19 protein-coding genes are annotated in these 14,980 nt (G+C 30.4%); 11 read left to right on the top strand and 8 right to left on the bottom strand.

Annotation, left to right across the window (positions count from 1 at the left end):
• The first annotated feature begins 28 nt into the window (after nt 1-28).
• Genes pstC through CUL_RS0102960 form a run of 6 tightly spaced genes read left to right on the top strand, consistent with a single transcriptional unit; the run spans nt 29 to nt 4,873 of the window.
• Complete coding sequence (pstC, locus tag CUL_RS0102985; RefSeq protein ID WP_035142846.1) at nt 29-907, top strand: phosphate ABC transporter permease subunit PstC; 879 nt, start codon at nt 29-31, stop codon at nt 905-907.
• Entirely contained in the window at nt 900-1,718 is an 819-nt protein-coding gene (gene pstA, locus CUL_RS0102980; RefSeq protein WP_005588636.1) for a phosphate ABC transporter permease PstA, read from the top strand. Before pstC ends, pstA begins: the two co-directional genes overlap by 8 nt.
• Nucleotides 1,711-2,463, top strand: coding sequence for a phosphate ABC transporter ATP-binding protein PstB (pstB, locus tag CUL_RS0102975; RefSeq protein ID WP_097677621.1), 753 nt, complete (start codon nt 1,711-1,713; stop codon nt 2,461-2,463). The genes pstA and pstB overlap by 8 nt, the downstream gene beginning before the upstream one ends.
• Before the next feature lie 21 nt (nt 2,464-2,484).
• A complete protein-coding gene (gene phoU / locus CUL_RS0102970) occupies nt 2,485-3,135 on the top strand; it encodes a phosphate signaling complex protein PhoU (RefSeq protein ID WP_236616426.1) in 651 nt (216 codons plus the stop codon).
• Between the two features lie 11 nt (nt 3,136-3,146).
• Nucleotides 3,147-3,812 carry a response regulator transcription factor gene (locus CUL_RS0102965; protein WP_005588630.1) on the top strand — a complete coding sequence of 222 codons (666 nt, stop codon included), beginning with the start codon at nt 3,147-3,149 and terminating at the stop codon, nt 3,810-3,812.
• Nucleotides 3,813-3,814: 2 nt separating this feature from the next.
• On the top strand, nt 3,815-4,873 hold the full coding sequence (locus CUL_RS0102960; RefSeq protein ID WP_025640457.1) for a sensor histidine kinase: 1,059 nt from the start codon (nt 3,815-3,817) through the stop codon (nt 4,871-4,873).
• 30 nt (nt 4,874-4,903) lie between these two features.
• Here the strand turns inward: CUL_RS0102960 and CUL_RS0102955 are convergent, their stop codons facing one another.
• From CUL_RS0102955 to yedF, 5 genes are all read right to left on the bottom strand, one after another.
• The gene (locus CUL_RS0102955) at nt 4,904-6,085 is read right to left on the bottom strand and encodes an aminotransferase-like domain-containing protein (RefSeq protein WP_005588629.1); all 1,182 of its coding nucleotides are present in this window, start codon (nt 6,083-6,085) and stop codon (nt 4,904-4,906) included.
• Nucleotides 6,086-6,225: 140 nt separating this feature from the next.
• Nucleotides 6,226-6,456: a DUF951 domain-containing protein gene (locus CUL_RS0102950; RefSeq protein ID WP_025640456.1), complete on the bottom strand. Its 231-nt coding sequence runs from the start codon at nt 6,454-6,456 to the stop codon at nt 6,226-6,228.
• 15 nt (nt 6,457-6,471) lie between these two features.
• On the bottom strand, nt 6,472-7,323 hold the full coding sequence (locus CUL_RS0102945) for a mechanosensitive ion channel family protein (RefSeq protein WP_025640455.1): 852 nt from the start codon (nt 7,321-7,323) through the stop codon (nt 6,472-6,474).
• Between the two features lie 14 nt (nt 7,324-7,337).
• Nucleotides 7,338-7,604 (bottom strand): putative Se/S carrier protein, encoded by a 267-nt coding sequence (locus CUL_RS0102940; protein WP_005588626.1) that lies wholly within the window; start codon nt 7,602-7,604, stop codon nt 7,338-7,340.
• A gap of 14 nt (nt 7,605-7,618) precedes the next feature.
• Complete coding sequence (yedF, locus tag CUL_RS0102935) at nt 7,619-8,215, bottom strand: sulfurtransferase-like selenium metabolism protein YedF (RefSeq protein WP_005588625.1); 597 nt, start codon at nt 8,213-8,215, stop codon at nt 7,619-7,621.
• 335 nt (nt 8,216-8,550) lie between these two features.
• Here yedF and CUL_RS0102930 point away from each other — a divergent pair, with 335 nt between their 5' ends.
• The 4 genes from CUL_RS0102930 to CUL_RS0102915 are packed head-to-tail and all read left to right on the top strand — an operon-like array spanning nt 8,551 to nt 10,994.
• Nucleotides 8,551-8,949 (top strand): hypothetical protein, encoded by a 399-nt coding sequence (locus CUL_RS0102930; RefSeq protein WP_025640454.1) that lies wholly within the window; start codon nt 8,551-8,553, stop codon nt 8,947-8,949.
• 20 nt (nt 8,950-8,969) lie between these two features.
• A complete protein-coding gene (locus tag CUL_RS0102925; RefSeq protein ID WP_005588623.1) occupies nt 8,970-9,341 on the top strand; it encodes a DUF2089 domain-containing protein in 372 nt (123 codons plus the stop codon).
• Between the two features lie 11 nt (nt 9,342-9,352).
• Nucleotides 9,353-10,594: a DUF4097 family beta strand repeat-containing protein gene (locus tag CUL_RS0102920; RefSeq protein ID WP_025640453.1), complete on the top strand. Its 1,242-nt coding sequence runs from the start codon at nt 9,353-9,355 to the stop codon at nt 10,592-10,594.
• Between the two features lie 10 nt (nt 10,595-10,604).
• The gene (locus CUL_RS0102915; RefSeq protein WP_005588621.1) at nt 10,605-10,994 is read left to right on the top strand and encodes an SHOCT-like domain-containing protein; all 390 of its coding nucleotides are present in this window, start codon (nt 10,605-10,607) and stop codon (nt 10,992-10,994) included.
• A gap of 14 nt (nt 10,995-11,008) precedes the next feature.
• Here CUL_RS0102915 and CUL_RS0102910 read toward each other — a convergent pair whose 3' ends face one another.
• Genes CUL_RS0102910 through CUL_RS0102900 form a run of 3 tightly spaced genes read right to left on the bottom strand, consistent with a single transcriptional unit; the run spans nt 11,009 to nt 13,340 of the window.
• Nucleotides 11,009-11,638, bottom strand: a complete 630-nt coding sequence (locus tag CUL_RS0102910) for a hypothetical protein (RefSeq protein WP_025640452.1) — start codon at nt 11,636-11,638, stop codon at nt 11,009-11,011.
• Between the two features lie 11 nt (nt 11,639-11,649).
• Nucleotides 11,650-12,237, bottom strand: coding sequence for a CvpA family protein (locus CUL_RS0102905; protein WP_005588619.1), 588 nt, complete (start codon nt 12,235-12,237; stop codon nt 11,650-11,652).
• A gap of 26 nt (nt 12,238-12,263) precedes the next feature.
• Entirely contained in the window at nt 12,264-13,340 is a 1,077-nt protein-coding gene (locus tag CUL_RS0102900) for a DUF5711 family protein (protein WP_005588618.1), read from the bottom strand.
• Nucleotides 13,341-13,459: 119 nt separating this feature from the next.
• On the opposite strand from CUL_RS0102900, the gene pdxR reads away from it, so the two are divergent.
• On the top strand, nt 13,460-14,905 hold the full coding sequence (gene pdxR, locus CUL_RS0102895; RefSeq protein WP_025640451.1) for a MocR-like pyridoxine biosynthesis transcription factor PdxR: 1,446 nt from the start codon (nt 13,460-13,462) through the stop codon (nt 14,903-14,905).
• Nucleotides 14,906-14,980: the final 75 nt, after the last annotated feature.

The following is a 14,980-nucleotide window of genomic DNA, read 5'->3' as shown; positions in this document are numbered from 1 at the left end:
TTCAAAATTTAAATTAACAAAGATAGAAATGAAGGTGAAATATATGAAGTCTAAATCCATTGAAAATTTTATGAAAATAGTGTTCTTTATATCTGCGACTATGTCTATAATTGCCATAGTGCTCATATGTATATTTATATTTGCTGGAGGTATTCCTTTTATACAGGAATATGGTTTAAAAAATTTTCTTCTTGGGACTGAATGGAAACCCAACAATACTCCTTCATCATTTGGAATTTTACCCATGATACTTGGCTCTATTTATGTTACCATAGGAGCAATAATTATAGGGGTTCCCATAGGTATTTTAACAGCAACATATTTAGCTAAGTTTTGTAATAAAAAGATATATAAATTTTTAAAACCAAGCATTAACCTAATGGCTGGAATACCCTCAATTGTCTATGGTTTCTTTGCATTAGTAGTTGTTGTACCTATTATTAGAAATATATTTGGGGGAACTGGTATGAATATAATTACTGCTTCTATTTTACTGGGCATAATGATTCTTCCGACTATTATAAATATATCTGAAGCATCTATTAGGGCCGTTCCTCGAAGCTATTATGAAGGGAGTATTGCCCTGGGCGCCTCCCATGAAAAATCTATTTTGTCGGTAGTACTCCCTACTGCAAAATCTGGCATATTATCTAGCATTATTCTTGGGATAGGCCGTGCTATTGGAGAGACTATGGCTGTTATTTTAGTAGCAGGGAATCAAGCTCGTATGCCAGCAGGCCTTGCAAAAGGTATTAGAACCCTTACTACTAATATTGTAATCGAAATGGCCTACGCTGCAGATGAACATAGACAAGCTTTAATTGCGACGGCTACTATATTGTTTGCATTTATATTGATTATTAATGGAATATTTTTGACTATTAAGAGGAGGACAAATAATGGATAGAGCAATAAAAACTACAATAAAAATATCTGCTTTTATCACATTTGGTGTGTTATTTTTCATAATTGGATATATTTTAATAATGGGCTTACCAAACTTAGATCTATCTTTATTCCAATTAAAATACACAACGGAGAATGTATCCCTTTTCCCCGCTATGATTACTACCTTGATGCTAATATTTTTAACTCTGGTAATTGCAACACCAATAGGTATATTTACTGGATTTTATCTAGTGGAATATGCCAAAAAAGGCAATAAAAGAGTGGAAATCATTAGAATTGCAACTGAAACTCTATCTGGTATCCCATCAATAGTCTATGGATTATTTGGTATGCTGTTCTTTGTTATAAGGCTTAATTTTAAATATTCTCTATTGGCAGGAGCTTTAACGGCTGCAATTATGGTACTACCTTTAATAATCAGAACTACGGAAGAAGCTTTGCTTTCTGTAGACGATTCCCTTAGGGAAGCTAGTTTTGCCCTAGGTGCAGGAAAGCTACGTACTATTTTTAAAGTAGTCCTATCAGTAGCAATGCCAGGAATTTTATCGGGTATTATACTTTCAATAGGTCGTATTGTTGGAGAAACGGCAGCATTGATATTTACTTTGGGAACTGCTACAAAAATTCCAGAAGGACTTTTTTCATCTGGTCGTACTTTGGCCCTTCATATGTATGTACTTTCTACGGAAGGCCTTCATGTGAAAGAATCATATGCAACGGGAGTTATTTTATTGATCGTGATATTGGTTGTAAATGGATTATCTACTTTACTAAGTAATAAATTGACAAAGGGGAATGAAAATGAATAAATTTGTTATAAAGAATATGAATTTATATTACGGTAATTTTCACGCTTTAAAAGGTATAAATATGAATATAAACGAAAACGAAATAACAGCCCTTATAGGACCCTCAGGCTGTGGAAAATCTACTTTATTGAAAAGCCTAAACCGTATGAACGATTTAGTTGAAAAATGTAAAATCCAAGGAGATATCCTCCTGGATGGAGAAGATATATATGCTGAAAATTTTGATGTTAATCTACTGAGAAAAAGGGTAGGTATGGTTTTTCAAAAACCTAATCCTTTCCCAATGAGCATATATGATAATATTGCCTACGGTCCAAGGACTCATGGAATAAAAAATAGATCCAAACTAGATGAAATTGTTGAGAGAAGCCTAAAAGCTGCTGCCATTTGGGATGAAGTAAAGGATGATCTTAAAAAGAATGCCCTTAGGATTTCTGGGGGACAACAACAAAGACTTTGCATAGCAAGAGCTCTTGCTGTTGAGCCAGAAGTATTATTAATGGATGAACCTACCTCTGCTCTAGATCCTATTTCTACAGCAAAAATTGAAGATTTAATTCAGGAGTTGAAAAAAAATTACACAATAGTAATAGTAACCCATAATATGCAACAAGCTACTAGGGTCTCTGATAAAACGGCTTTTCTTTTAAATGGTGAGTTAATTGAATTTGATCAAACTGTTGATCTATTTTCCATACCAAAAGACAAGCGTACTGAAGACTATATAACGGGTAGATTTGGCTAAAAAATGGAAAGGATGATAAATATGATAAGAAATAGATTTGATAGAGAGTTGGATTTGCTTAATGATGAGTTGATAGAAATGGGTAATTTAATAGAAAGTGCTATTAAAGCTGCTATAACAGCTCTAAAGGAACAGAATGTCGATTTAGCAAGGCGAATAGTAGATAATGATAAGGAAATAGACGATATGGAAAGGGCTATTGAACAAAGGTGTTTAAGATTATTGCTCCAGCAACAACCCGTGGCCGGGGATTTAAGACTTATATCTGCCGCTTTAAAGATGATAACGGATATGGAAAGAATAGGAGACCAAGCAGCAGATATTTCTGAAATATCCATTAGACTTGCCAATGAAACCTATTTAAAAGAGCTTGTTCATATACCCCAAATGGCTGAAGGGGCAATAAAAATGGTTAAAAATAGTATAGACTCTTTTGTTAGAAGGGACATAGAATTGGTTAAAGAAGTTATCTTATACGATGACACAGTAGACCAATTATTTGATATAATTAAAAATGAGTTAGTAGATCTAGTTAGAGAAGATAGGGATTCTAAAGAACAGGTTATCGATTTACTAATGATAGCCAAATATTTAGAAAGGATAGGTGATCATGCTCAAAACATTGCAGAATGGGTATATTTTGCAATAAAAGGAGAGCATTATACATGGTAGGAGTTGATTAAATGTCTTTAATATATTGTATAGAAGACGATGAGAGTATTAGGGAATTAGTAGTTTATGCCCTAAATAATAATGGATTTGAAGCTACAGGCTTTGAAAATGGTGAAGCCTTGTTTGATAATCCTATTCCCGACTTAATTATTTTGGATATTATGCTTCCCGGTGATGATGGATATGTGATTTTGAAAAAATTAAAATCCAATTTTAAAACTTCAGATATTCCTGTCATCATGCTTACAGCTAAAACTAGTGAATTTGATAAAGTTAAATCTCTAGATATGGGTGCAGATGATTATATTGAAAAACCCTTTGGAATCATGGAATTAATATCTAGAGTTAAAGCGGTTTTACGTCGCAGTAATAGAAAAAACAGAACTACAAAATTGATCTTTAAGGAAATATCTATTGACTACGACAAATATTTGGTTACAGTAGATGGAAAAGAAGTAACCCTAACCCATAAAGAGTTTGAACTATTATATTATCTAATGAAAAATCAGGACATAGTCTTATCAAGAAATAAAATAATGAATGAAGTATGGGGTTTTGATTTTGAAGGGGAAACACGAACTATAGATGTGCATATTAGAACTCTAAGGCTTAAATTAGGGGATTCAGGCAAATATATTCAAACCATTAGGAACGTTGGTTATAAACTGGGGGATTAATTATGGAAAAGAGAATTTATTTTAACCTAGCTATGGTTGCAACTATTACCGCAATTATAACTGCTAGTATTATAGCTTTTTTGTTTTATGACTTATATAGTGGGGATATTAATCAAGGATATGTGGATTTAACTTCAAGGTTTTTGTCTATTCTTCCCGTCACAGTTGGAGTTTTGGTCTTTATTCTAATATCCCTGTATCTTGTTGCCAATATTTTGACTTCCAAAATCATAAAGCCCATATCTATTGCCACCCAAAGTATTGAAAATATTCTCACGGGAGAAGAAATGGAAGATGTAGAAGTTTATGATGAGTTAATACCTTTTATAAAAGCTATCCAGATTCAAAAAATGGAAATAGAAAATTATATTTTGAAGTTAAAGGAAGCGGAAAAATCTAGAAGGGATTTTACTGCTAACGTATCCCATGAGTTAAAAACTCCCCTTACTTCCATAAATGGTTTTGCAGAAATGCTATCTACTGGCCAGATAAACATAGAAGACACTGTAAAATTTGCTAATATAATTCACAAGGAAGGCACTCGATTATTAGATTTAATAGATTCAATTATTCATTTGTCACATATTGAAGATGAAATAGAAAATAAAACTATGGAAATTACAAATATATCGGATATTGCTAAGGAAGTAGTATCTCAGTTAGAAATTAGAGCAAAAAATAGAGGATTAAGCCTAAACCTTGCAGCTGGAAATATATTTATTCATGGCAATAAAAGGATGATTAAGGACTTATTATATAATCTAATAGACAATGCTATAAAATACAATAAACCTAATGGAAAAATTGATGTGTTATTAGAGGAAATAGATGGTCTTTGCATAATCAGAGTAAAAGACACTGGAATAGGCATCTCGCAAGAAGAACAGGATAAAATTTTTGAACGCTTTTATATGGTAGATAAAAGCCGTTCTAAAAAAGTAGGAGGCTCTGGCCTAGGACTATCTATTGTAAAACATATAGTAAAATATCATAATGGAAAAATATCATTGACTAGTAAAATAAATGAAGGCACAGAAGTTGAAATAAAATTACCTATCTAAAAACCCCCTCTAATTTAGAGGGAGTTTTTCCTAGATTACTTCTCTTAATACTTCTCCTAATCTCTTTACACCTTCAACTATTCTTTCCTCATCCATATTGGAATAGTTCATTCTGAAGGTATTTTCATTACCACCATTAGGGAAAAAGGAACCTCCTGGAACGAAGGCTACATTCCTTTCCAAGGCTTTTACAGCCAATTCTCTAGCGTTTATATGCTCTGGTAATACTACCCAAGTAAATAATCCACCTTCCGGATTAGTAAATTTAACTCCTTCAGGAAATTCTTCTTCCATGGTTTTTATCATTAAATCTTTTCTCTTTTTATATACTTTCTTTAATTTTTCAATATGTTCTTCTATATCATATGTTTCTAAAAACTTGGCTACTTCCATTTGAGATATAGTACTAGATTGCAAGTCTGCCCCTTGTTTTACCATGATAAATTTATTAAGTACTTCCTCATCAGCAGCTACCCAGCCAAGTCTAAGACCTGGACAAAATATTTTAGAAAAAGTGCCTAAAAAGATTACCCTTCCTTCTGTATCATAATGTTTAACAGCAGGTAAAAACTCACCTTCAAATCTTAATTCTCCATAAGGGTTATCTTCTAATATTGCTACATTGTGTTTATTAGCTAATTCTACTAATTTCTTCCTTCTTTCTTCAGACCAAGTCTTTCCAGATGGGTTTTGGAAATCAGGTATTACATAGATAAACTTTGCATTGTCATTTTCTTCAAGGGCCTTTTCCAAATCCTCCATAATCATTCCATAATCGTCAGTTGCTACTTCAATAAATTTGGGTTCATAAGCTTTAAAAGCATTAATTGCACCTAAATAACTAGGACTTTCACAGATAATTACATCTCCTGGATTGATAAATATTCTTGCAGCAAAGTCTAATCCTTGTTGGGATCCACTTGTAACTAAGATATTATCCACACTAACATCAACGTTTACCTTTTTCATTCTTTCTACAATTTTTTCCCTCAATGGTTCATATCCTTCTGTAGGACCATATTGCAATGCGGCCGTTCCGTTTTCTTCTAATACTTCTTTGGCTACCCTTTTAAGTTCTTCAACAGGGAATAATTCTGGAGCAGGTAATCCACCTGCAAATGAAATAACTTCTGGTCTTTGGGTTAATTTTAACAATTCCCTAATTTCAGATGCTTTAATATTGTCCATTCTTTTAGCATAATTTAAAGCCATTAAAACACCTCCTAAAATTTAAAAACGTTTTCATGCTAAAAAATAAATTAATCCTATCAATTATAGTTTACTATTAAAAGACCAAATTGTCTAATATAAAAAAAGCTATTTTCTGGTTTAAAACAACCCAGAAAATAGCTTTAATCCACTCCTTCTCTTCCCTTATAGTGGATTATACTAATCCATTTATCGTCTACTAAAATTCTTCTTACACGCCTTTCAAAGTCTATCCTAGGTATCCAAATTTGCCTATCGCATCCCAAACATTTTAGTTTAATATCTACGCCAGTCCTCATTATTTCCCATTTATTTTCCCCACAGGGATGAGGTTTTTTTAAAGTTATAATGTCACCAAGTTCGTAATTTAACACCATAATCAATACCTCCTAAGATTTATTATCAAATATAACCATTCTAGGATATGGTATTTCAATATTTTCCCTATCGAAAGCTTCTTTAATATCTTTTCTAAGGGCTCTCTCTACACTCCACTGTTCCATAGGTTTAGTCTTAGCTACTATAGTTATATCTACTCCATATTCTCCTAAATCAGAAACTCCTAAAATAGTAGGTCCTTCTACAATATTTTCATTAGATTTTTTTAATCTATTGCAAACTTCATCTAGAACTTTAATGGTTTTGTCTATATCTTCTTCATAAGCTATACTCACCTTTACAAGAGCTCGCATAGCTCCCCTAGTCTTGTTTGTTACAGTATTAATATTGCCATTAGGTATAATATGGAGTTCTCCAGAGAAATCCCTTAATTTGGTCACCCTTACTCCTAGTTCTTCAACGATCCCTTCATAATTATCTATTTTAACATAATCCCCTACGGAAAACTGATCTTCAAATAGAATGAAGAAGCCTGTTATTACATCTTTGACTAAAGATTGGGCACCAAAACCTATAGCCAAACCACCTATTCCAGCCGTAGCTAAAATAGAATTAGTATTTATATTAAACATGTCCAATATTATTACTGTGCCTATAAAGTATAAAACATATTTCATAATATTTTTTAGTACGGCAGTTAGGGTATTAACCTTTTTTTCATCAAAGGAAAAAAGCCTTCTTTTTCTGTTTTCTACAGTCTTATCTATTATAATATAGGATACCTTAATTAATATCCTAATAACAATAAATACTAGAATTATCTTTAGACCCTTGCCTAATATATTTAAATTTCCATCTTCATTTTTTAAAAAATGATTTATAAAGTTCAATACCCTATCCATATAGTCCTCCAATATCAGTTTATCTTTTCAGCTTTATAACCATTATCATTTTTAATGAGTTTAAATATTCCATCTATATCCAGTTGGTTTTCCCGGATGATATCCTTTATCAAGCCTATATCCTCTAGATCAAATTTAATAGCCAACCCACAGCTACGAGTTATTTCCCTTGGAGTCGGTATAGTTCTATATTTAATATCTTCCTTTTTAAATATTATATCTCCCTTTATTGCATAATGGGTAGATTTAAAGGTAACAACTCCAAACTGCTTATCTTTCATTATAACATACTCTCCTATCCTATAGTTATTGTATTCATTGGATTTTTTAATTTTTCATAGATTGTATACATATTTGATATTTCTCCTACTTCAAGTTTATCCTTGATTCCAAAATAATCTAAACAGGTTCCACAGGAGATGATCTCTACACCCTCAGCTTCTAATTTCTTTAAGTCTTCTAATACTTCAGAGCCTTCACATGTTAGATAGACTCCCCCATTATAGAACACCAATGTAGAAGGAAAAGGAGTTGCTTCAGTTAAAGTATATATAAAGGATTTCATTAAAATTTTTCCTAATTCCTCTGAGCCTTTACCCATGGTATTGGAAGAAAAGGCTATGGTTAGATCCTTAAAGGTCTCTGGTATGCATACATTAGCTTCTTTTGAAACTTCGCCTTTGGTTATGTGTATATAATATTCATTATCGCTTTTTTTGTCAACTTTATAATCATAACCTGCACTCTTAGCAAGCTTTGAAACATTTTCTTTTGCCACTTCATTGTCCACAATTGTAGTAATTATACCTTCCTTTATATTATCTAACTCTTTTTTAGTCATAATAACTGGTTTAGGACAAGCTTGTCCTCTTGCATCTACTTCAACTTTCATAAATAATACCTCCTCATTTATCTTTACAAGTATATTATACTACTCTTTCTCCATAGTGAACTATGAGGATTCTTTATAGTAATTGGCCATACTATAAATTATATCTATAAGTGAAATCAGAAAGGGAACTTAAATATTTTAAACCTATTTTTAATATTTTTAATAATTTTATTAATATTATTAAGAATTATGTTGACATTTTTAAATTTTGATATTAATATAGTATTAAAGAGAACTAAATGTTCAAATTAGGTTTCTATTATTATACCCTAATTTGTTGTTTTACCTTTATTAAATTGATATTTTCCTATTTCACCGGATTAGGAGGGATTGTTTTGGAGGGCAGCATTAAAGAAATATTAAGTCAACTAGATAATGGAGAAATAAAATATAAAGATGCAATGAATTCGATAAAAAATATGAATTTTAATACTGAAACCATTAAAAAGAAAGCCTCTAAACTAAAAATTTATGTAGTAGACGGGGAAGAATCTATTAAAATACCCGCCATACCTTTTGGCCTTATAACCTTTTTTATAGATATAGGTTTTGGTATAAGTTCTATAGCTGTAAGATTTGTGGATGATCTTGATGAAGATGTTAAAAAAATACTAAATTCAATAGATAGAAAAGATATAAAGTTAATTTTTAAGGAGTTGAAAAAATATGGTCCCTTTGATTTAGTGGACATCCAAGGTGGAGACAATATGAAAGTTAAAATAACTATACTTTAGCAAATAGGGAGAGTGACAATATGAGAAGAGAAGTATTAGGAAAATGTCCAGTTTGTGGAGAAGAGTTGGAAGTAACAAGATTAAGTTGTCGTAATTGCTATACCAATATAGAAGGAAGTTTTTCATTATGTAAATTTTGCAAGCTTTCCAATGAACAAAAAAATTTCTTAGAAGCTTTTATTAGAAATAGGGGAAATATTAAGGAAATAGAAAAGGACTTAGGAATATCCTATCCCACTGTCAGAAATAAATTAGAAGATGTAATTGAAGCTTTAGGATATAAGCCTAGATATAATGAGCCAAAGGTAGACAAAAAAGAGATATTAAAAAGATTAGATGAAGGGGAGATTTCTTCTGAAGAAGCTATAAAACTCCTTAAAGGAGAAGAATAAGGGGGATTAAAATGAAAGATGAAAAGATGATGGTATTATCTATGTTAGAAGAAGGCAAAATCACCAGTGAAGAAGCGGTAAAACTATTAGAAGCACTAGAAGAAACGGAAAGTTTCATAGAGTATGAATCCATTAAAGAAAATGAAGAAAAGTTTATCGATATGGACAAAACTAAGGAAAAACTGGAAGAGTTAGAAAAGAACCTTAAGGAACAGGGTAAAAAGGTAGAAGATTTTAGTGCAGATTTGGGTAGTAAATTATCAAATGCCTTCAGTAATTTAATAAACAAAAACAATATAATTGGTTTTTTTGGCGACTACAAGACCATAAATACCGAAATTGAAAAGGATATATCTCAGATGGATAGCCCTATAATTCAATTAAAATCAATTAATGGTGGCATTACTTTAAAGAATTGGAAAGAAGAAAAGATATTAATTAAAATCCTTTATAAATATAAACATAATAATTTATCCGAGGATGACAAGTTTTACGATTTATATGAAGAAACTAATAAGATAATATTTGAACCTTTATATACCAATAATGTAATGATGGATTTAGATGTATATTTACCTGATAGATATTATGAAGAAATAAATTTGAATACGTCCAATGGTAAAATCCAGGTAGAAGATTTTAATTTGGAAGTACTCAATTGTAAAACATCTAATGCCTCTATTTCAATAAGGGATATTATAGCAAAAGGTATTGACTTATCAACGAAAAATGGAAGAATCAATTTAAAGGATATTTCTTCCCCTGTGCTAAAGACAGTTACCACCAATTCCAATATTATGATGGAAGATATTGATAGCGATAATTTAATAACTTCTACTAAAAATGGTAGGATTACACTTTCCGATATATTAGCAAACAGTATATCTGCCAATACTTCCAATAGCTCTATTGAAATAAATGATATAGATAGTAAAATAGTCCAACTTATTACGTCTAACGGAAAGATAATATGTAGGGATTTAAATAATAAAAAAATTGGTGAATTAAAGCTTTCCACCTCTAATTCTACTATTGATGTAGAATTAGGTGAATTAAGAAATATGAGTTATTTCGACCTAGAAACCTCCATAGGAAATATTAGTTTGGAAATACCAGACCTTGTATATAAAGTGAACAAACAGGTAAACCTGGGAGTTAAAAAAATAGTTGCCCATAGCGTTGACTTTAGTGAAGGAGAAGATTGTTTCCATTTAAATGCTTCTACTTCCAATGGTTCAATAAGAATAAGATAGGGGGATTTAAATGACGGATTTTAAGGATGAAAAATTACAAATTTTGAAAATGGTAGAAGAAGGTAAGATCACTAGTGAAGAAGGTGTAGAACTATTGGATGCTCTTAATGAAACCAAGGTAAATTATATGGAAAACCAAAAGGCTAAATGGTTAAAGATAAGAGTTTTTGAACCAGATAATAGTACTAAGGTAAATGTAACCATACCTGTATCATTAATAGATGTAGGCATGAAAATAGCAGGCAAAGTTGCCCCGAATTTTGTACCAGAGTTAAAAGAATCTGGTCTTGATGAGATGGATTTAAAAGAAGTATTTGAAGCTATAAAGGAAGGAGCTTCTGGAAAGTTAGTAGATGTGGAAAGTGAAAATGGAGAAAAAGTTGAGATAATAGTAGAATAATCCCATTCCTGGGATTATTCTTTTAATTTTACTATATTATATATAATTTTTATACCTATCCCTATTAACATTATTGGTATTATATAAGATATTAATTTCCAAAATCCAAATCGGATAACCGTCCTAGACGATATTAGGAGTAATATAGAAATAGCTACCATTATCCAGGCTAGATGTTTAGGCCATTCTATTCCAGAACTTCTATATCCTATTATGTATGCAATGTAGAAAGCAATTCCAAATAACAGGAATAAAACCCAATTAACATCATAGAAAGCCAATTCTTCAATTAGATTGTAGGTTCCTAAAGCAGGTAAGATCACACCAATTATCAAAAACCCTTTATTCTTTTGTTTAAAATATAATGCTAAGGACATAACTCCAAATATCCATAGGAATAGAAAACTTTTCACATTTATCTCAGGAAAAACGTATTGATTTAATATGGAAATTAAGGAAATGCCTAATAGTACCAATCCAGATATTAAATATCCTATATGCTTTTGACTAAAATATCCTATTATTAGCCCTATAGATAGTAGAAATAAAACCCAATCCATATTTAACACTTTTAAATTTAACAACAGAAACAAAATCCCAACAAATACTAATAATAAACCAAAAGAATAGCTATTCCTTTTCATGATATCCCTCCCTAGATAATGATTCCATCAGTAAAATTAAAATTTAAACCACTTAAATAAGCAAAGATTAAAGAGTTATATACACTGCTTCCAATAAAAGATTGGGGAAAAATTGAAGCTATCGGGAATAAAATTAAATTTAATAAATAGATAATAAATAATCCTTCTATTAATCCAAATATTATACCTCCTGCCTTATTTAACTGTTTTAGTATTGGTACATCTAAAAGGAATGAAAAAATTCCTAGAATTAAACTTATCAATATATTAGCTAAAGTAAATACTATAATCATTGCAGTAATTGTAATTATAATTTTTAGCAACCCTGTAGAAAACAAATTGGAAATAAAATTCGCCTCCTCTTTAATTCTTGAGTGAAATAATATCTTTAAAACTACTTCAGTTATACTTTTAAATATATTGTAAGCCTTAGGATTATTTATTATATACCCATAAACAGTAGGATAATATACTTTAGTAATCATTACCGCTAATATTACTTGAATAATATTAAATATTGATAAAATAAATCCTAACCTTAACCCCTTTGTAGTTGTATATATTAAGATAAATATAATAACTATATCTAACCAGTTCATAATAATACCACCAAATCCTATATATATTATAATGAAATTATATCAATTCTGTGTTTAAAAACTACTAAAAGCTTTTGTGTTCCTTGTATAACATTAACTATAGAATCCTCTGTTTTATATTTAAAAACTTCCTTTCCTTCTTTTAAACCAGTAATGTGATCCTTCCCATATAATACAGTATAATTGTTAAAGGGAAGTATTTTTTTATATTCCTCTGTAAATGAGTCTTTTTTTATAGTTCTTCCATCAAAAGATATCATCTCTAAAGTATTGCCATGTAATACATAGAGGTTTTTACCATCCATATATATGTCTTTTATAAGTTGAAACTGTTTCTTCCATAAGATGCTTCCATCATCAATTTGATATATTCCCTTATCTGACAATATTATTAAATTATTTTGATCATCAAAATTTAAATACATGGCAATTTCATTGTCTAAATAGGCAGTCCATAAAAACTCACCCTCTAATCCATAGGTTTGAATTTCAGATTTTATGTTCTCCCCTTTTAAACTCAAAGTTGCTAGAGCATAACATTTGTTGTTTTCATCTATACAGTAGGTTAATATATTTTCATTTTCTATTAGATTCTCTCCAATTAAATCTCCTTTTTTATCTAATATTTTTAAAATTTCTTTATCTCCTTCTTTTATGTGTATTAAAATATTTCCAGAACTCTCGGCTATATTATAAATTTCCATATTTAATTGAAATTTCTCTATAGTTTCTCCTTTTGGATTTATTATATAAATTTGACCTGTTGTCCTTTCACAAATATATATTTCTTCCTTACCCAAATAAGCTAAAGCCTCGTCTATATTAAATTCTTTTTCCCATTCTATATCACCATTTAGCCTTAGCCTTCGTAATTTATTGTCTCCCCATAGTATAATACCTCCATCATAAAAACCTATCTCTTTTATATCAATGTCCATAGGAATAGATTCTGCTACCTTTAACTCCTTGCTTATAATTTTTGATGTTTTTATAAAATCTATGAATTTCTCTTGGTTTTCCTTTTTAGAAAACAATAATATGATTCCAATTAAAAATACTACAAAAAACTTAAAACCTATATTCTTATTTTGTTTCGGATTCATAGGATCACCCCATAATATTATAATTCGTTACACTTAAATAATATCCTTTAAAATATTTGTGAATATTTTAATATCTGATATAATAAATGTACCCATACATTCTAAAGGGAGGTAAAATAATGTTAATTGATAAAAATTTAAATACTCCTTTATATATACAGCTTTATGAAAACATTAGAAATCTAATAGAAGAAGACAATTTTAAAGAAGGAGAAAAACTTCCCTCTATTAGAAGTTTAGCAGATAAACTGGATGTAAACAATATTACAGTTGTAAATGCTTATAAACTTTTAGAGCAGGAGGGATATGTGTATTCTATAAAGGGTAGTGGAACTTATGTAAGGAAGACTGGTTATAATATGGATATTTCCTATATGGAAGATGGAGATATTGAATTGATGATAGGCGGAGTTCTTCCTATTTCCAAAAATAGTATTAATTTTGCTTCTGTATCTCCCACTCCTGAAATTTTCCCCATAGAAGAATTTAAACAGGCTTTAATTGAAGTGTTGAATAGAGATAAGGGAAGTGCATTTGTCTATCCTGAAATAAATGGTTATGAACCCTTTAGGGAGTCTATTACCTCTTTTTTACATGAAAATTATAATATGACCGTTGATAAAGAGCAGATACAAGTAATCTCAGGAGGCCAACAAGGAATAGATATTATTACTAAAACCTTGATCTCTCAAGGAGATTGCATATTCGTAGAAAACCCTACCTATTCAGGAGCTATAGCTGCCTTCCAATCTAGAGGAGCTAAGATAATGGGGGTCCCCATGTTAGAAGATGGATTGGATTTAGATACATTTTACAAATATATTAAAAGATATAGACCTAAATTCCTATATATGATGACCAATTATCAAAGTCCTACCACCTATTCCTATAGTGAGGAAAAAAAGAAAAAGCTTATTGAACTAAGTAAAAAATATAATTTCTATATTATCGAAGACGATTTCTTAACAGATTTAAACTATGATAATAGTAAAAAAACTCCTTTAAAATCTATGGACGATTTAGATCAGGTTATATATATAAAAAGTTTTTCAAAGATATTTATGCCTGGAGTAAGAATAGGCTTTATGACGGTACCACAAAAGCTTTTCAAGGATATAATTAGAGCTAAACACACTACAGATATTTCTTCTTCTGGATTTTTACAAAGAGCCTTCGATCTTTATCTAAGGAAAGGTTATTGGAAAAAACATATAGAAACCATAAAAAAAGTCTATACTGAAAAATATAATACTATGGTAGAGGAACTGGATAGATTAAAAAAATATGATATAAATTTTATTAAACCTAACGGCGGTCTTAGCATTTGGGTCAAACTACCAAAGGAAATAGATTCTATAGAACTGTATAATGAATGTGTAGAAAACAATGTAGCATTGGTACCAGGTAAAATATTTTTTATCGATGATAGTATATATTCCAACTATATCAGACTAAGTTTTGGAGCAGTCTCCAATGAAGAAATAGTCCAAGGAATAAAGATAGTAGAAAATTATCTTAGGAAAAAATATAATGATGATAATAATGAATATTTACCCTTTGTATAATATCCAAATTGAGCACCAACCTCTTCATCCTGAGCACCACTTCCGTCATCCTGGGCATTAGCGAAGGATCTAAAA

This window comes from [Clostridium] ultunense DSM 10521 (genome assembly GCF_000511955.1).
GTDB lineage: Bacteria > Bacillota > Clostridia > Tissierellales > Tepidimicrobiaceae > Schnuerera > Schnuerera ultunensis.
The sequence above is the reverse complement of the archived record's forward strand: the minus strand, read 5'-3'. Positions and strand labels throughout refer to the sequence as shown.